This is a genomic window from Streptomyces sp. NPDC058086 (genome assembly GCF_042885015.1).
In the GTDB taxonomy this organism is placed as follows: Bacteria; Actinomycetota; Actinomycetes; order Streptomycetales; family Streptomycetaceae; genus Streptomyces.
Map to the genome: position 1 here is coordinate 46,617 of NZ_JBHVST010000029.1, position 16,737 is coordinate 63,353.

The following is a 16,737-nucleotide window of genomic DNA, read 5'->3' on the forward strand; positions in this document are numbered from 1 at the left end:
ATGGTGACGGAAGGCGGTTCCCGGTGAGCGAAGTCGACGTCCTCTCCCCACGTGACGTACCCCTGGGCGGCCCGCGCGCGATGACCGTGCGGCGCACGCTGCCGCAGCGCGCGCGGACCCTGATCGGAGCCTGGTGCTTCGCCGACCACTACGGTCCCGACGACATAGCCGAGACGGGCGGCATGGACGTCGCCCCGCATCCGCACACCGGACTGCAGACGGTGAGCTGGCTGTTCAGCGGGGAGATCGAGCACCGCGACAGCCTCGGCAGCCACGCATACGTACGGCCCGGCGAGCTGAACCTCATGACGGGCGGCCACGGCATCAGCCACTCGGAGGTGTCCACCCCGGGCACCACGGTCCTGCACGGCGTCCAGCTGTGGGTGGCGCTGCCCGAGGAACACCGGCACGCCGAGCGGGACTTCCAGCACTACGTACCCGAGCCCCTGCGGATCGACGGGGCCGAGATCAGGGTCTTCCTGGGCTCCCTCGCCGGTCGAGAGTCCCCGGTGCGCACCTTCACGCCCCTCCTCGGCGCTGAGATCGTCCTCGAGCCGCGCGCGACGGTCACGTTCGCCGTGGACCCCGGCTTCGAGCACGGGCTGCTCGTCGACCACGGAGACGTCCGCTTGGCGGACACCTTGCTGCGTCCGGCGGAGCTGGGTTACGCCCCGGCCGGAACCGCAGCTCTGACGTTGGTGAACGAGTCCGACGACCCGGCTCGCACCGTACTGCTCGGCGGAACCCCGTTCGAGGAGGAGATCGTCATGTGGTGGAACTTCATCGGCCGTAGCCATGAGGACATCGTCCGCGCCCGGGAGGAGTGGGCGAACGCCTCCGATCGCTTCGGCGCCGTCGAGGGGTACCCGGGAGACCGTCTTCCCGCTCCCGTTCTTCCGCATGCCACCATCGCGCCGCGCGGCAACCCGCCGCGTCACCGACCCACACCCGAAAGGCATCTCATGACCGAGTCTCCCGCCGCTCCGACCGTCGAGCGGAACGACGCCAGGCATCGCTACGAAATCCTGGTCGACGGCAAGCGCGCCGGCCTCACCGCCTATCGCGACCGCGGTGAACAGCGCGTGTTCTTCCACACGGAAGTCGACGACGCCTTCGCCGGGCAGGGCCTGGCCGCGCGGTTGGTCGAGCACGCGCTCACCGACGTGCGCGACCTCGGTATGCGGATAGTTCCCGTGTGCCCCTACGTCGCGAAGTTCCTGAAGAAGCACGACGAGTTCGCCGACATCACCGACCCCGTGACCCCCGAGGTCCTGGCGTGGCTGGACACGGAACTGGGCTGACCCCGCACCTCCCTGCGGTGCCCCGGGCGGGAAACGTCACGAGCACCGGTTCGAAGAGGCCCCGCTCCCCGGCGAAGCCGACACCGCGCAGGCGCCGGTGCGAGGCCGGGGGCGGAAGCCTGCCTTCGTCGAAGCACGGCTGGACGCCCTGGGAGGACGAACTCGGGGAAGCCGCCGCTGTGAACGTGGGGCCTTAGCCGGTGTCCGACGTGGCCGAGGGACAGCGTCAGCTGCCGTTCCGGAGGGTCCAGGTGGACGCGTCCGCGGGCGACGAGTTCGGCTTCCCCGTCGGGATGGACGTCCAGCAGCTTCACGAAGAGGTCGGTGGACGGGCCGGTGGCGGTCAGAGCGAGTTCGAGGGAGACCGGTCCCGCCAAGTCGACCGATTCCGCGGCCGGTTCGGTCTGTCCGCGCCGCCTCGCCCCGGCCGTCGTCTGGCCGGTGATCCGGGCCCAGTCCGGCTCGAAGCACAGGGAACGCACCTCGTGGCCTGTCACGACAAGACCGAACTCACCTCCACCGAGTCGAACGAGACTCCACCGATCAGATACTGACCTCGCAGGAGCACCCGCACACCCGTACACCCGTACACCCGTGAATCTCTTCTCACTCTCGTGGAGTACCGGCTGGCTCGTACGGGACCTGGTGTGCCACCTGATCATCGACGCACAGGACGTCCTGCTCACCCCCGTGCCCCCGCCGAAACGGAACCTACGCGCGACGCCGCGACGTACTGGGACGTCGCCGAAACGCCGCCTACCGGTGACGACCCGCTCGACGCGCTGACCGTCCGCCTGGCCGCCGCGTACGAGGAGCCGCGGCTGCTCAAGTTCCACTTGGACGACGTCGGCTCCGCCGCCGGTCGCTCCGCCGAACTCGTCGGCCCGGGCCTCCGGGTCAGCACCCGCGACGAGGTCCTCACCGCGGGCGACTACCTAACCGCGTACGTCCTGGAGTGGACGCTGCACCACCTCGACCTGGTCGCGCATCTCCCAGGCATGGCGGGACCGCCCGCGCAGGGATTTACTCGGTCACGCGAGATGCTGGAGAAGATCGCCCGGGCCGCGTTCCCCGTGTCGTTGTCCGACAAGGACGCGCTGCTGGTCGGCACCGGCGTGGGTCACCGCTGACGAGGCGTACGGGCAGGTCAAGCAGCTGCGGGCGTGGCTGGAGGGACGCCGATCGCCTAGGTCCGTGGACTTCACTCGTCGTGCTCCCCAACTCCCATGTGCGGCTTGCGTCGCACTTTCGCACGTGATCGACTTCCATGTACGTAATCGGAGGCAAGGGTTCCGCTGTCGCCGGCCGCTCGGGACGGAGGGAAACCCATGTCTGAGGGGAACCACGCCACCGTGGCGGTCACCGGGGTGACCGGGGCGCTGGGCAGCCGGATCGCGGCCCGACTCGCCGACCATGGCGTCCCCCAACTCCTTGTCGGACGCGACCCCGACCGCATGCCCGAACTGCCAGGCGCCCAGCGACGCGGTCCGGCCGCCTACGCCGACGCCTCGGACATGCGCAAGGCGCTCGAAGGCGCGTCGACCCTCATCCTGGTCTCCGGACACCGCACGGGGCGCCGGCTGGAGGAACACGCCACCGCGGTCGAGGCCGCGCTCGCGGTCGGTGTGGACCGGGTCCTGTATGTGTCCCTCGTCGGCGCGGCGCCCACCGCCACCTATGTCAACGCCCGCGACCAGTGGCTGACCGAACAGTTCCTGGCAGGCGCCGGGATCCGCCACACGCTGCTCCGGGCGGGCTTCTACGCGTCGACCCCGGCCGCCCTCGCCAACGAGGAATTCGTCGTGAGCGGCCCCGCGAGCACCGGCCGGGCCGCCTTCGTCACCCACGAGGACATCGCCGACGTGATCACGGCCGTCGCCCTCGACGAAGGTCCCCGCTCCGAGCACGACGGCGCGACCCTCGAGATCACCGGGCCCGAGGCCCTGACCCTCGACGAAGCGGTCACCCGGATCGCCGCGGCCACCGGCCGGCCCTACCGCTTCGAACCCGAGACCCTTGAGGAAGCCTTCGCACGGCGATGGCGACTGGGTATGAGCGGGGAACAGATCGAGACCTGGATCTCGTGGTACCAGGCGATCGAGAGAGGCGAGGTCTCCGCGGTGACCGACGTCGTCCCCCGACTCACCGGCTCACCAGCAACCCCGATCTCGGACGCGGCCTGGTGGCCCGCGCCCAAGACGGCGCGTGGTACCCGCTGAGGACCCCTTCCCGGGCGCGCGCTCTCACTTCCCATGCACCTGTGGGCTCTGGCCTCGCCCCGCCGTGGAACTCCGGCGTCATGGAGGTCCATGTCCGCCAGATCAAGTTGCTCTGGCGGCAGAGAGCTCACAGGTCCCGCCTGTCACGTTCACTCGGCATGCTCGTGGTTGGTGAAGAGGTCGATGAGGCTGTGTGGGGCGTTGTCGTCGAAGCACAGCTTGTGGTTTCGGGCAGCCTCGGTGGCCGCAGCGGCGCTTCGCGGGAAGAGGGCTTCCTCGTACGCGGTGAGCGCGGCCTCGACGTTGTCCGGGTGCGCGGCGATGGCCTTGCCGAGCTCGGCGCCCTCGTACATGGCGAGGTTGGCGCCCTCGCCGGCATCGACCTCATCCTCACCGGAATCACCACCCTCCAAAAGCCGACCGAACCGACGCCGCCGTAACCGGCCCCGAGCAGCCTCGAAACCCATGTTGGTTCCCCGTGGCTGACAGTTCGGGGCCGCGGAAAGGGATGTGCCCCGGCTGACGGAGTGGTTGTTCCCATCGGCTGAGGTCGACACGGACAGGGGTTCAGCCCACCGGCTCGTGCTCGGGTGAGGACGGCGCGCCGGCCCATCGGAGCAGGGCGGCTTCAAGGCCGGTGACGGCGGCGATGCCGGTGGCGTCAGCGGTGTCGGAGGCCCAGACGACCACCCCGTCCGGGCGTACCAACACCCCGGTCGGCGTCGCGTGGTCGTCGGTCACGCTGCTCACTCGCCCGGCCCAGGCCGCGGCAAGCCGGGCGAACGCGCCGTCCGGAGTGCGGTCGAGCAGCAGGAACCCGCCGCCATGACCGTGATCGACCAGACGGGAGCCGTCCCTCAGCCACAGGTCGGGGACGAACCGGCCGACCAGCGGATGGTCGCCAGGCAGGTCGACGCGCTGCGTGACACCGGAGATCTTCTTGACCGCGTAGGTCGTACCCGCCCGAGTGCTCAGCAGATCGGCGACGACCTCCCGGAGCGCGGCCGACTTGGCGTCCCCGCGCAGCACCCCGATCTGGGCCCGCGTCCAGTCCAGCACCCAGACGCCGAGGGGACGGCGCTCGGCGTCGTAGGTGTCGAGCAGCCCTTCGGATGCCCACCCGGCAACCACGGCACCGAGCTTCCACCCGAGGTTCATCGCGTCGCCGACCCCGAGATTGAGCCCCTGACCGCCGAACGGCGGGTGCACGTGCGCGGCGTCGCCGGCCAGAAGCACCCGTCCCGACCGGTAGGCCGCGGCCTGGCGGGTGTTGTCGGTCCAGCGGGTCGGGGTGGCGCGCAGCGCGGTCAGCGTGACGTCGGTCCCCGAGACCCGGCGCAGGCTGGTCTGCAGCTCCTCGAGGGTGACCGGCGCCATGGGGGTCCCCCCGCGCGAGCGAAGCCGGGCGTGGGGGAGGTCGGCGGGAGGACCGTCGAACTCCATGGTGGCCACCCGCCCGGGCTGTGGCCCGCAGCGGTACACCCCCTCGGGCGACCACACCCATCCGTTCGCGAGCTTCTCCGGGTCGGCGATGTCGACGACCGCCTGGTACCCGGTGAGTTCGGGGTCGGTGCCGGGGAAGTCGATGCCCGCGAGGCGGCGTACGGCGCTGTGCCCGCCGTCGCACCCGACCAGCCACCTGGTGCGCACCGGGCCGGCGGTAGTGCCGACGAGCACGCCGTCGCCGGTGTCTTCGAGCGCGGTGACCTCAACCCCGCGACACACCGGTACGCCGAGTCGCGCGACGTGCTCGGCGAGCAGCGCCTCCAGCTCACGCTGCGGCACCATCCGCGCTCCGTCGGCCGCTGTGTGCGCGGCGAAATCGGGATCGGACCAGTCCACGAGGTCGGCGTCGAGGATCATTCCCGCGAAGTGCCCGGTGAACCGCGAGTCGGGCGCTCGCCGATCCTCACCGGGCGTCCGGTCGCCGACCATGCGGGCGAACGATCCCATCCGCTCGAGTATCTCTCGCTGCACCTTTTCGGCGGCGGGCAGCAGGCCGCGACGGTCCAGTGCCTCGGCCGTCGGCATGTTGATCGACTGCGCCTTCATCGCTTCGTCCGGCTCGGGCCGCCGCTCGAGTACCTGCACCGTCGCCCCGGAGAGCGCCAGCTCGGCGGCGAGCACGAGGCCCACCGGCCCGGCTCCGACCACGGTCACGTCCACATTCTGGTTCACATCGATGTTCACGAACAGTGTTCTATTCACGAACGGCGTTCGTGTCAAGTTATAGTGGTCGGGTGAACCCGAGAGAGCGACGCGCGGCGCGCCACCAGCTGCCGAACCCCGAGGCCGAAGCCGCCCCCAGGCCGCGGCGGCGCACGGCCCCGATCACCGTGCCGCAGGTCATCGACACCGCGCTGGGCGTCATCGCCACAGAGGGCTACGAGGCATTGACCATGCGCCGACTGGCCGGGGCGCTCGACACCGGACCCGCCTCGCTCTACGCCCACGTGGTCAACAAGGCCGACCTCGACGAACTGCTCATCGCCCGGCTGTGCGCCGAGCTCGTACTACCCGAGCCAGACCCCGCAGCCTGGCGGGAGCAGATCCGTAGCGTGTGCACGCAGATGCGCGACCAGTACCTGAAATACCCCGGAATCTCCCGCGCCGCGCTCGCCATGGCCCCCACCGACCTCGAGACCGTGCGGGTCAGCGAAGGAATGCTGGCGATCCTGCTCGTCGGCGGCGTGGCCCCGCAGGCCGCCGCCTGGGCCATCGACGCCCTCTTGCTGTACGTGGCCGGGTACTGCCTGGAAATCTCCATCGTGAAGCAGCGCAAGGTCCACAACGAGGCGGACTGGGTCCTCGACACCGACGAGCTCCAGCGCCGACTGACCGCGCTGCCTGCCGAGACCTTCCCTCACACCACCCGCTACGCGGCCGAGCTCACCGCCGGCGAGGGCCACGACCGGTTCGACTTCACCCTCGCCCTGATGATCGACGGCCTCGCACACCGCTAGCCCGACGGCGCCCTCATGCCGCCCAGGCGGCCGAGGGTGGCGCCGCGGTGATCCGCGGATCAGTCGACGGCGGGTCGAACGGGCGGCCGGCCGCCCCGGTCATGGGGTAGTCCGGCGCCTCCCTCTGTCCCTGGAAGTGGCCTACGGGCGCGGCCTGTTGGCAGTTCGTGGTGCTTTGTTCCCATTCTGCTGTGCCGTGCCACGACCAGGCGCCAGTCGGGGGCGGCGCTCGCGAACTCCTGCCGAACCGGCCGCCACTGCTCAGCGTCGGCGGGCGCCGGAAAGGGGATCTGGGGGCAGGAGCGACGACGGACCCGGGCCATGGAATCCTCTTCCAGCAGGACGCGTCGCGCACGATGGCCGGGAGCCGGCCGACGACTTCCCGGACGCGGTCGACGACGCCTTCCAACTCCTCGGTCCGCCTGACACGAATGGGCGCCGACCCGCCGCAGCCGAGTAACCGTGGAGGGGCACCGTCCTCGCCGGTAGGTGTGAGGACGGCTGATCGACGGTGACCGGCACACCTTCGCCGCGCCGTCGGCCGAAGGCCCGACGGGCACGCGACCCACTATTGGGCCGCGTATCGGCCATTCGACATCGGGCATACCCGCCGAGCCGTTCGGAGTCGACGGCTGCCGCGATCGTTCAGCCTGTGGGCATGCCGACGCGCGCGTCCTCGACGGTCCCCCGCAGTCGGGCGAGGATGGTCGCCAGCTGTTCGAGTGACCGCGCCGTCAACGGGTCGGCGAGCCAGGTGCGCAACTCGTTCTCGAAGGTCGGTGTGGCGGCGTCCAGGAGCCGCCGACCCGCCTCCGTCAGGGCGAGCAGCGACGAGCGGCGGTTCTGCGGGTTGGGACGGCGGCTCACCCATCCCGCGGCCTCGAGTCGGTCGACCCCTTTGCTGGTCGCGCCCACGGTGATGGCGACCTCCTGGGCAAGGTCGTTCACCCGACAGTCGTCACGGTCGCCGATGATCCGTAGGAACTCGAACTGGCTGGCGGTCAGGCCGTGTTCGGCCCGCAGTCGCTCGCCGAGGACGTTGTAGAGCCTCGTCTCGTACCGGACGAGGTCAGCGAACACCTGTGCGTGATCGGTCACATGGCACTCCATCTTCTCGGGAAGTATCTTCCTTGGAATATAGTCGGGCTACCGCCCAGCGGGCCATGATCCCGCACTCACCTCGGTACGGAGGACAGCATGAGCAAGGAACAGCGCGCGACAGTCGACGCCCTGCTGCGATCGACGTCGATCGATGCCAGTCGCACACCGGACGAACTGCGCGCGGATTTCGCTGCGATGATGGCCGGCAGTCCATCGCCACTCGGGGTCTCCCTCACCCCGAGTGCCCTCGGTGGCCGCCCGGCACTGGAGATCGCGCCGGAGGCCGAGGCGATCGACGGGACGATCCTCTACTTCCATGGCGGGTCCTGGGTGTTCGGCTCGCCTGCCACGGCCCAGCACATCACCGCGGCGCTCGTGCGGCGAACGGGGGCCCGGGCCGTGTCGCTCGACTACCGGCTCGCACCTGAGCACCCGTTCCCGGCCGCGATCGACGACGGCGTCGCGGCCTACCGCGACCTGCTCGAGCACCGTGTGCCGCCCGAGCGCATCGTGCTGGCCGGGGACTCCGCCGGCGGCGGGCTGAGCATTCTGACCGTGCTCGCCTCGCGTGACGCCGGCCTGCCGCGGCCGGCCGGCGTGGTCGCGTTCTCCCCGGGGCTGGACGCGACCCGCAGCGGCGAGAGCATGACGACCAAGGACGGGATCGACCCGCTGTTCACCCGCCAGTCGCTGCAGCGTCTGGGCGCCCACTACCTGGCGGGCCAGGACCCGCGGCAGCCGCTGCTGAGCCCCGCGGTGCACGCCGACCTCGCCGGGCTGCCGCCACTGCTGCTGCAGGCCGGGTCGAACGAGGTGCTGCTCGACGACTCGACCCGACTGGCGACGCGGGCGGCCGCAGCCGGTGTCGATGTGATCCTCGACGTCACCGCCGACGTGCCACACGTCTTCCAGTCGTTCACCGGATCGCTCGACGAAGCGGACGCGGCACTGGACCGGGCCGGCCGCTTCATACTCGACCGGCTGGCGACCACCCCAGCCGCGCTCTGACGGCCGCACTCCCGGACACCGGGCCGAGTCGGGTCGAATCGGGTGGGGTCGGGTCGGGTGGGGTCGGGTCGGGTCGGACAGCACGGCGGCGGCGATGGGCCGCCACAGCCGGTCGACCTCAAAGAAATGGCCTACGAAGAAATGGCCTACTCGGGCAGTGGGCGGTCGTCAACGACGTGCTTCATGACAAGGGTGGAGGTCAGTCGTTGGACGCCCGGCAGGGTGGCCAGTCGCTGGTCGTACAGCTGCTGGAAGGCCGCCAGGTCGGCGGTTGCGACGCGCAGAAGGTAGTCGGGCTCACCGAACAGGCGCTGTGCCTGGATTACGTGCGGGACGGCGGCCACGGCCTCCTCGAACGCGGAGACGGTGTCACGGTCCTCCCAGCGCAGGGTGGCGAAGACCAGGGCTTCGAAGTGGAGACCGACGGCGGCCGGGTCGACGACCGCGCGGTAGCCGCGAATCGCGCCCTCCCGTTCGAGGTCACGCAGGCGGCGGTGGCAGGGCGAGACGCTCAGCTTCACACGGGCGGCCAGCTCGGTCACCGTCAGACGGCCATCGAGCTGTAGCTCGGTAAGAATCTTCCGGTCCAGGGCATCCATGAGACAGATTCTCCCCCATCTGGTGCGATCAAGGAGAAAAGACGGAAACTCCTTCGGGCAAATCGCGCCTAATCTTCCCTCTCAGGACAAGGAACGTGAGAGGGAACGATCGATGGACACGATGACGGTGGCGGCTTTCCTGGCAGTGGATCTGCTGCTGGTGTTCACCCCGGGCGCGGACTGGGCCTACGCGATCACGGCGGGGCTGCGAGACCGGTCGGTCGTGCCGGCGGTCGCCGGCCTGATAGCCGGATACGCGGGATACACGGTGCTCGCCGTAGCCGGCCTGGTGGTGATCGTGGCGAACTCAGCCACCGTTCTCACCGCGCTGACCGTCGCAGGGGCCGTCTACCTGATGTGGCTCGGCTGGGGTGTCCTGTCGCGGCCGACGGTCCTGGGTGTGTCCACGGAGGCCATGCCCTCCTCGCGCCGGCAGATCATGCTCAAGGGAGCCGGGATCAGCGGCCTGAACCCGAAGGCGCTGCTTCTGTACTTCTCGCTGTTCCCCCAGTTCATCGACCCCGGGGCGGGCTGGCCGGTCGCCGCGCAGACCGGGCTGCTCGGCACGCTCCACATGACCGCCTGTGCCGTGGTCTACGTTGCCGTCGGCGTGCTGGCCCGCACCGTGCTGAGGACCCGGCCTTCGGCGGCCCGGGCAGTCACCCGCGCCTCCGGTGCCATGATGATCGGCATCGGCGGGTTCCTGCTGGTGGAACGCCTGGCCGGCTGACGGATCCGCCCGACCCCGTTCAACACCGTGATGTCCGCCGAAGGAGAGCACATGGATGAGCAGGCGCAGCAGGAACAGGCGAGCCCCGAGGTGCAGGCGCGCATCCGGACGAGTTTCGACCGTCAGGGGCTGATGGGCCTCCTCGGTGCACGGATCACGCAGATCGCGCCGGGCCGGGTGCACATCGTCCTCCCGAGCCGGCCCGAAGTGACGCAGCAGCACGGCTACTTCCATGCCGGCGCCACCAGCGCGATCGCGGACACCTCAGGCGGCTACGCGGCGTTCACGCTGTTCCCGGAGAACACCGACGTGCTCACGGTCGAGTACAAGATCAATCTCCTGGCGCCCGCCGTCGGCGACCACATCGAGGCAGTCGGAACGGTCTTGAAGTCCGGGCGCACCCTGACCGTCTGCCAGTTGGAGGTGTTCGGCGTCCAGAACGGCCGGCGGTCGCTCGTCGCCAACGGCCAGCAGACACTGATCCGCGTGAACGGGCCCGAGCGGTGAGCCCGCAGCCGCTGCCGTCCTGGGTGACCTGGCGGCAAAGGCCGTTTCCCGACGCCAACCTGCTCCTGCTCCACGGACGCCAACCGGCCCTGGTCGACAGCGGATTCGTGGGCCACGCCGAGGACACGGCCGCCTGGGCCCGCGCCCACGCCGGTGACGTCGACCTGGTCGTGAACACCCATTGGCACTCCGATCATGTCGGTGGCAACGCCCTCCTGCAGGCGGGTGGCACCGGCATCGCCGCAGGCGCCCCGGAGGCGGACGCCGTCGCCCGCAGGGACCCGGGCTGCTGCGCTGCGGAATACCTCGACCAGCCCGTAGGCCCGTACACCGTCGACATGGCGCTCGACGACGGTCAGGTCCTCCGTCTCGGTGATGCCGACTGGGAAGTGGTCCGCACCCCCGGGCACACGCCCGGACACCTCGCGCTGTGGCAGCCGGAGGAGCGGCTCCTCGTGGTCGGGGACGCGCTGTCGGACTACGACGTCGGCTGGGTGAACCTCGCCCTCGACGGGCTCGACGCGACCGCCACCGCTCTCGCCTCTCTGAAGCGGATGGCCGACCTCGCCCCGCGCGTGCTGCTCCCCTCACACGGGCCGATCCCCGCCGACCCCGGTGCGGCCTTCGTCACCGCGCTGCGTCGCGCACGGCGTCTCGTCGACGACCCCGACGGCGCCATCTGGTACGGCGCCCGGCGGATCTTCGCCTTCGCCCTCATGATCCGCGGCGGGATCCGCACCGACGAGGTCGAGCCGTACCTGCACGCGCGGGCCTGGCTGACCGACGCCGCGCGCCTTCTGGGCCTCACGCCCGAGGCACTCGCCGCCGAGCTCATCGCCATGATGTTCCGCAGCGGCGCCGTCGTCCTTCGCGACGGGCGCCTGTACGCCGCCGCCGAGCACACCCCTGTCGAGGCGGAGACGCTGCGCGTGCCGTACCCGCGTGCGTGGCCGAAGACGGCGCCGCGCTGACTCGCGGCGGCGATCTCGCCGGGCACCATCTCGATCAGCACGGCGAACGCGCCTGCCGCCTCAGGTGCCCTCGCGGCGGAGACCAACCGCTGCGCGTCCTCACCGCGCCCCTGCACCCGGTAGCCACCGAGATCGGTGCTCCGCCTGCGGGGTGAATGCGATGTGCGCCAACACCCGGATTCGCCGCCCCAGCCCGCACGCGCCGTCAGCGGAGAGCGTCCGAAAGGCGGGTGAAGCTGTGGCCGGTGGCCAGGAGCTGGGGGACGGCGGCGGTGATGCCTCGGGCAGTGCCGCCCCGGGGGTGGTTCATGTGGCAGATGACGATGGATCCGCCGGGGGCGGCGGCGACGGTGGTGCGGACCTGCTCGGGGGTGAAGGTGGCGCCGCCGTCACCGTTGACCGAGAAGCTGACGAAGCGTTCTCCCAGGGCGGTGACGATCCGTGCCGCGACGTCGTCGCAGTAGGCGGTGCCGGAGCGGAAGAAACGTGGTGGCGTGCCCAGCAGCCGGGTGAGCTTGGTCTGGTTGCCGGAGATCTCGTCGTACACCTCGGCGGCGCTGCGGGTGCCGGGGATGCCGTAGGCGGAGCGGCCCGTGACCGAAAGCGGGCGGTGGCGGGTGCCGTGGTTGGCGATCTCGAACAGCGGCTCGGCGGCGAGCCGGCGGAAGACGGCGGGGTTGGCGTCGATCCAGCGGGAGTTGATGAACAAGGTCGCCGGTATCTCCCGTCTACGCAGGAAGTCGATCAACGCACGGTCGTAGCCGCTGCCGCCCGGGCCGCCGCAGGCGTCGAAGGTCAGCGCGATCACGCGTTCGGCGGTGGGCAGCGCGTGGACCACGGAGGGTGCGTCGAAGCCCCAGGTATGCGGCACCGCGTGCCCGTAGCGGGCCACGATGTCGGCGCGGGTGACGGCGCGTGACGCGCTGGGCGCGCCGGCCGACGGGCTGGGGCCCGGGGTGCTCGTGCTGGTTGCGATCGCCGCGGATGTGGAGGGCGAACCGGTGACGGAAGCGCTGCGGTCGACCGTGCTCCGGGGGCCCGCGCAGCCGGCGACCGCGCCGCCCGCCATGGCAGCCAGCACTGCCCGGCGACTGGGTGTCATCCGTTCCCCTTGTTCGAAGATCCTTGACGGGACACCCCGCTACGGGAACCGTACGCGGCGAAAGAGACATGATCAGTAAGAGGGCGGCAAGGGTTCGCCAACAATCCCTTGTGGATCATTTGCCGCCGTGCTGGTCCTTCTCCTTGGCCGCTGCGCGGGTCTCCTTGGCCGCTGCGCGGGTCTCCTCGGCCGCTGCCTCCTCGGCGCGGCGCAACTCCTGGTATCGATCCCACAGTTCGGGCCGGGAATCGTCCATGTACCAGGCACGCAGGAAGAGTTCGAGGAAGGCGCTCTCCGACTCGTCACCGCCGCGGCGGTACAGTTCCGGGTCCGACTCGACCAGCGCGGCCACCGGCCGCCAGCCGTCCGGGTTCTCGGCCACGGTCACCCGGAAGATGCCACGACCGGTCCAACTGCGATGCAGCGTCAGCTGGTCGCCCTCCACGTACGCGTCCCACTTCTCGTCCATGCTCAGCGCCCGCACACCGTGCCGGACACGCTGCCACTGCCCCGGGGTCCACACCAGCTCCGGCACCGGGACCGGCTCGGGGCGGCGCAGCGGCGTCACGTCGCGGCCCAGCCCGGCGCGGCTGAGGTCCTCACCCGGTTCGCCCTCGCGCACCCACTCCGGCAGCGCCTCCGACGCAGCCCGCCACGTGGCAGGTATCCCCGCCGTGCCCACCCGAGCGGCGACAATTCCGCCGACGATCGCACAGGTGGTGTCGACGTCCCCGCCCACCGACGCGCACGCCCACAACGCCTCCTCGAAGTCCTCCAGGTGCCGGGCCGCGCACCACAGGGCGAAGGGCACCGTGTCCGCCGCGCTCACCCGCCGCCCGTTGCCCAACCGGTGCGCCGCGTACTCGGCGTGCGGCTGGCCCAGCAGCTCCCGCGCCTCGGCCACCCCCGAACGGACCCGCCCCTCCGGTGTCAGCTCCTCCACCGCCGCCAGCAACTGTGCTCCGGTCACCGGCCGAGCGCGCCCGCGGGCGGCGCACGCGGCTCCCACCGCCACGGCGACCGCCCCGGCCACCGCCTCCGCATGGGTGTGCGTCACCCGCGCCGACCGCCCGGCCTGCGCGGCTGCCTCGGCCAGATCCACGGCGAACCAAGCGCCCAGAGGCGCCACCCGCATCGCGGCCCCATTGCCCCACGACCCCTGGCCGTCGAAGAGTTCCGCGGCCAGCTCCTGCCACCTGCCGCCCTCGCGTACCAGGCGCAGCAGCCGGTTCATCGCCGGACCGTAGCCGCGGTCGAAGTCGTGCCTGCGGGCGAAACCGTGCGCCAGTTCAGGCTGGTCCACGCTGCCGCGCCGGCGCAGCACGTCGAAGACCGAGCAGGCCATTTCCGTGTCGTCCGTCCATGGCCACTCCGCGGCAGGCAATCGCCGCTCCCGCAGGCCGGGGAGATTGTCCGGTACGAAGAACTGGGCGCCGAAGGCGTCACCCACCGCCAAGCCGCGCAGGGCGTCGCGGGCGGCACAGCGGTGATCGAAGGAAGGGTTGACGGAAGGATCGAGGAAGGGGAACTCAGCAGGCATCTCCCACATCCTGCCAAGCCCGCCTGCCGCGGCGCCACGACAATTGCCGGGCGGTGACTGCCTCGCGGGCCTGAGCAACTGCCGACCGGGCGCCCTCCCGGCGAGCGGCCGGGAGCGTGACGGATGGGAGTTCTGGGCATGGTGCGTTGGGGGAACAGACCCGGTGCGCGGAGAGTCAGACTTGCCTCGGCCTCTGGTCCTAAGGTGGCTTTCCCACTCCGCCCAGGAGAGTTCCCTCCGGTCCGGACAACCGGTCCGGACAACCGTGTTCCCGTCAGATCCCTGACAGGGAGCGCCGAACAACGGAGCGCGCATGGCCTACGAGGCAATGGGAGATGACGTCTACCAGCCGGACGGTTCGGAGGTACAGGACGACGCCGGATTGCTGGACGTCTCGGACACCCTCGACGACCGCGGCATCGACGAGGCTCTCGACGAGGGCTACTCACCCCCGGAGAAGCCTTGGGGCGTGGAGCACACCGGCGTCACGGCGGCGGAGCGGCAACGAGGGGAGAGCTTGGACGAGCGGCTTGCCGAGGAGGTGCCGGATATCGCCGGCCAGATCGGCGACGGCATCGGTGACCTTTGGGAGGGTGACGGGGAACTCATCGACGACGAGGTCGGAGACCTGCGGGCCGGCCGCCTCATCGCCCCGGACGAGGGCGCTCACGAGGACACCGAGAAGGACCTGATTGCTTACGACGTCGGCGTCGACGGGGCGGGCGCATCGGCTGAGGAAGCCGCGATGCACGTGATCCCCGACTCCGAGTCTTTCTAGCTTGCCTGGTTCGCCCCCACCGGCGCGAAGAGACTGGTCAACCAGGCCCGGTCCCCCGGCCGGACGATCTCACCGACGCGCCGAGCCTGTTGGTGGACGCGAAGCTACTCCGGCCTGTGGTCCGCTACACGCGGGCGGCGCCCGGACCGTCCCTCTGTATCGGCCGGCAGGGAGCCTGCCCGAGAACGGGCAGGTTCCCTGCCGGGGTGAACCCTCTGCATTCCGCCGACGCGCAGCGGCCCTCAGCGGTGGAAGGCGCCGCCGAAGCGTGCGCCGGAGACGGGCGCGGCCAGGGTGCGCGGTCCGAAGCTCAGCGACCTGGTCGCGGTGACACCGGATGCGGTGCCGGGGAAGACCCATACGGCTCCCGAGCCGCTGTTCTCCTCCGGTGCCGAGACGGCGACGTGCCCTCCGACGACGGCGGTGCGGCTGCCGAACCGGTCACCGTTCTCGGCCGTACCGGGCACCCCGGCCGTGTTCTGGCTGAAGACCTGGACCCTGGTGCCGGAAAGACCCGTCGCGCTGCCCCTGAGGACGGCGAAGGTGCCCGCGTCGGTCCGGCCGGCCAGGTCCTCGCCGGGGACACCGGTGACAACGTCGGCGTAACCGTCGCCGGTGATGTCGCCGACGGAGACGTCGGTGCCGAAGCGGTCGCCGCTCTCCCCCGCCCCGGGGACTCCTGGGGTGTTCTGGCCGATCAGTGTGGCCCGCGCCGCGAACCCGTTCGCCGTGCCGCGCACCACGCCCACGAGACCGCCCCCTGCCGCCGTGCTGCGGCCGAAGACGACGTCTGACCGGCCGTCGGCGTCGATGTCACCGATGGCGATGCTGTCCGCGGACACGGAGTCGGGGTAGGCGATGAACGGCCCTGCCACCAGACCGTTCTCAGTCCCCTTCAGCAGTTGCAGACGGGGCGGCGGGATCGTCCCCCCGTCGTCCGAGTCCCACGAACCGCTGCTGACCACCAGGTCGGTGGTGCCGTCGCCGTCCACATCGCCCGCTTCCATGGCGTAGACACGGACGTCCAGGTCGACGAGGGGGCCGGTGCGGGCCGCCACACCGCTCCGGCTGATGGGCCCGTACCGCATCTGATAGGCCGTCGCCAGGTCCAGGTGCCCGTCCCCGTCGAAGTCACCGGCCCGGGTCTCCGCCCGACCCTGTCCGACCGTGGTGGCGGTGGCGAGCCCGCCTGCCCCTCCCCACACGACGGTCTGCAGCCCGACGTCACGCGCGCTGCCTATGTCCTCGCCCGGGGCTCCGACCACCAGGTCGGTGAATCCGTCACCGTCCAGGTCGGCCGCCGTGAGCTGGCCGCCGAAGTGGTCACCCGCCTCCGCCGTGCCGGGTATGCCGTAGCGGTCCTGGCTGATCACCTGGCGCTTGACACCGTTGGGGCCCTCGGCCATGCCGTAGACGACTGCGAAATATCCGGCGCCCGCCCTGCCGTTGACAGTGCCGCCGGGGGCGGCGATCGCGACATCGGTGTATCCGTCACCGTCGAAGTCGGCACGCACGGACGCGGCGGCATCTGTGGTGAGGGCACCCGCAGAAGCGTCTTCGGCAGAGGACACCGCAGGGGCCGCCCCCGTCACGGCCATGACGGCGGCGACAGCGACGGCGGACACGTGGAATCTCCGGGAGGACATGGCAAACCCCTAGGATGGAGGGCAGTTGGCCGCGCTGCTCACGCGCACGGCAACCACCAAGACCCGCGTAGGGCGCCAACGGTTGTACGCCGTCCCTTCACCTGGGGTTCACCCCGAACAGTCCGCGAATATCCCGGGCCCCACCGCCTCCAGGGTCTCCATCGGATGCGTCAGGCTCCGCGGTGCCTACCAGGCAGGACACAGCGAGGCCACATGGGGTACTGAGGCGGCAAGGAGCGCAGAAATAGACTGCAGGTGACTGTCTGCGCCCG

14 protein-coding genes and 4 pseudogenes are annotated in these 16,737 nt (G+C 70.8%); 9 read left to right on the plus strand and 9 right to left on the minus strand.

Going from position 1 to position 16,737, the window contains the following annotated elements:
• The first annotated feature begins 23 nt into the window (after positions 1-23).
• Complete coding sequence (locus ACFVWD_RS23340; RefSeq protein WP_389598625.1) at positions 24-1,301, plus strand: bifunctional pirin family protein/GNAT family N-acetyltransferase; 1,278 nt, start codon at positions 24-26, stop codon at positions 1,299-1,301.
• Here ACFVWD_RS23340 and ACFVWD_RS23345 read toward each other — a convergent pair.
• On the minus strand, positions 1,202-1,963 hold the full coding sequence (locus ACFVWD_RS23345) for a CocE/NonD family hydrolase C-terminal non-catalytic domain-containing protein (protein ID WP_389598627.1): 762 nt from the start codon (positions 1,961-1,963) through the stop codon (positions 1,202-1,204). The two genes, ACFVWD_RS23340 and ACFVWD_RS23345, sit on opposite strands and share 100 nt — an antisense overlap.
• Here ACFVWD_RS23345 and ACFVWD_RS23350 point away from each other — a divergent pair.
• Together ACFVWD_RS23350 and ACFVWD_RS23355 are read left to right on the plus strand one after the other, a co-directional pair.
• Positions 1,896-2,416: pseudogene (locus tag ACFVWD_RS23350) on the plus strand (maleylpyruvate isomerase N-terminal domain-containing protein); the annotation flags it as partial. The gene ACFVWD_RS23345 and the pseudogene ACFVWD_RS23350 sit on opposite strands and share 68 nt — an antisense overlap.
• A 213-nt stretch (positions 2,417-2,629) precedes the next feature.
• Positions 2,630-3,520 carry an NAD(P)H-binding protein gene (locus ACFVWD_RS23355; RefSeq protein WP_389598628.1) on the plus strand — a complete coding sequence of 297 codons (891 nt, stop codon included), beginning with the start codon at positions 2,630-2,632 and terminating at the stop codon, positions 3,518-3,520.
• A 149-nt stretch (positions 3,521-3,669) separates the two neighbouring features.
• Here ACFVWD_RS23355 and ACFVWD_RS23360 read toward each other — a convergent pair.
• Positions 3,670-3,897: pseudogene (locus ACFVWD_RS23360) on the minus strand (FAD-dependent monooxygenase); the annotation flags it as partial.
• Between the two features lie 190 nt (positions 3,898-4,087).
• Positions 4,088-5,710: an FAD-dependent oxidoreductase gene (locus tag ACFVWD_RS23365; RefSeq protein ID WP_389598630.1), complete on the minus strand. Its 1,623-nt coding sequence runs from the start codon at positions 5,708-5,710 to the stop codon at positions 4,088-4,090.
• A gap of 50 nt (positions 5,711-5,760) precedes the next feature.
• On the opposite strand from ACFVWD_RS23365, the gene ACFVWD_RS23370 reads away from it, so the two are divergent.
• Complete coding sequence (locus ACFVWD_RS23370; protein WP_389598632.1) at positions 5,761-6,483, plus strand: TetR/AcrR family transcriptional regulator; 723 nt, start codon at positions 5,761-5,763, stop codon at positions 6,481-6,483.
• 645 nt (positions 6,484-7,128) lie between these two features.
• Here ACFVWD_RS23370 and ACFVWD_RS23375 read toward each other — a convergent pair.
• The gene (locus ACFVWD_RS23375; RefSeq protein WP_389598634.1) at positions 7,129-7,581 is read right to left on the minus strand and encodes a MarR family winged helix-turn-helix transcriptional regulator; all 453 of its coding nucleotides are present in this window, start codon (positions 7,579-7,581) and stop codon (positions 7,129-7,131) included.
• Between the two features lie 99 nt (positions 7,582-7,680).
• Between ACFVWD_RS23375 and ACFVWD_RS23380 the strand changes: the two genes are divergently transcribed.
• Positions 7,681-8,592, plus strand: coding sequence for an alpha/beta hydrolase (locus ACFVWD_RS23380; RefSeq protein WP_389598636.1), 912 nt, complete (start codon positions 7,681-7,683; stop codon positions 8,590-8,592).
• 146 nt (positions 8,593-8,738) lie between these two features.
• On the opposite strand, the gene ACFVWD_RS23385 is transcribed toward ACFVWD_RS23380, so the two are convergent.
• Positions 8,739-9,191, minus strand: coding sequence for an Lrp/AsnC family transcriptional regulator (locus ACFVWD_RS23385; protein ID WP_101403125.1), 453 nt, complete (start codon positions 9,189-9,191; stop codon positions 8,739-8,741).
• A gap of 112 nt (positions 9,192-9,303) precedes the next feature.
• Between ACFVWD_RS23385 and ACFVWD_RS23390 the strand changes: the two genes are divergently transcribed.
• Genes ACFVWD_RS23390 through ACFVWD_RS23400 form a run of 3 tightly spaced genes read left to right on the plus strand, consistent with a single transcriptional unit; the run spans position 9,304 to position 11,399 of the window.
• Positions 9,304-9,921 (plus strand): LysE family translocator, encoded by a 618-nt coding sequence (locus ACFVWD_RS23390; RefSeq protein WP_389598638.1) that lies wholly within the window; start codon positions 9,304-9,306, stop codon positions 9,919-9,921.
• A 51-nt stretch (positions 9,922-9,972) separates the two neighbouring features.
• Positions 9,973-10,428, plus strand: a complete 456-nt coding sequence (locus ACFVWD_RS23395) for a PaaI family thioesterase (protein WP_389598639.1) — start codon at positions 9,973-9,975, stop codon at positions 10,426-10,428.
• Positions 10,425-11,399, plus strand: a complete 975-nt coding sequence (locus ACFVWD_RS23400; protein WP_389598641.1) for an MBL fold metallo-hydrolase — start codon at positions 10,425-10,427, stop codon at positions 11,397-11,399. The genes ACFVWD_RS23395 and ACFVWD_RS23400 overlap by 4 nt, the downstream gene beginning before the upstream one ends.
• A gap of 62 nt (positions 11,400-11,461) precedes the next feature.
• Here ACFVWD_RS23400 and ACFVWD_RS23405 read toward each other — a convergent pair.
• The 3 genes and pseudogenes from ACFVWD_RS23405 to ACFVWD_RS23415 all read right to left on the minus strand — a co-directional run.
• Positions 11,462-11,515: pseudogene (locus ACFVWD_RS23405) on the minus strand (hypothetical protein); the annotation flags it as partial.
• An 89-nt stretch (positions 11,516-11,604) separates the two neighbouring features.
• Positions 11,605-12,501: a polysaccharide deacetylase family protein gene (locus tag ACFVWD_RS23410; RefSeq protein ID WP_389598643.1), complete on the minus strand. Its 897-nt coding sequence runs from the start codon at positions 12,499-12,501 to the stop codon at positions 11,605-11,607.
• A gap of 619 nt (positions 12,502-13,120) precedes the next feature.
• A pseudogene (locus ACFVWD_RS23415) lies at positions 13,121-14,041 on the minus strand (ADP-ribosylglycohydrolase family protein); the annotation flags it as partial.
• Positions 14,042-14,354: 313 nt separating this feature from the next.
• Between ACFVWD_RS23415 and ACFVWD_RS23420 the strand changes: the two are divergent.
• Positions 14,355-14,819, plus strand: coding sequence for a DUF5709 domain-containing protein (locus ACFVWD_RS23420; protein ID WP_389598644.1), 465 nt, complete (start codon positions 14,355-14,357; stop codon positions 14,817-14,819).
• 242 nt (positions 14,820-15,061) lie between these two features.
• On the opposite strand, the gene ACFVWD_RS23425 is transcribed toward ACFVWD_RS23420, so the two are convergent.
• Complete coding sequence (locus tag ACFVWD_RS23425; protein ID WP_389598646.1) at positions 15,062-16,444, minus strand: hypothetical protein; 1,383 nt, start codon at positions 16,442-16,444, stop codon at positions 15,062-15,064.
• Positions 16,445-16,737 lie beyond the last annotated feature (293 nt).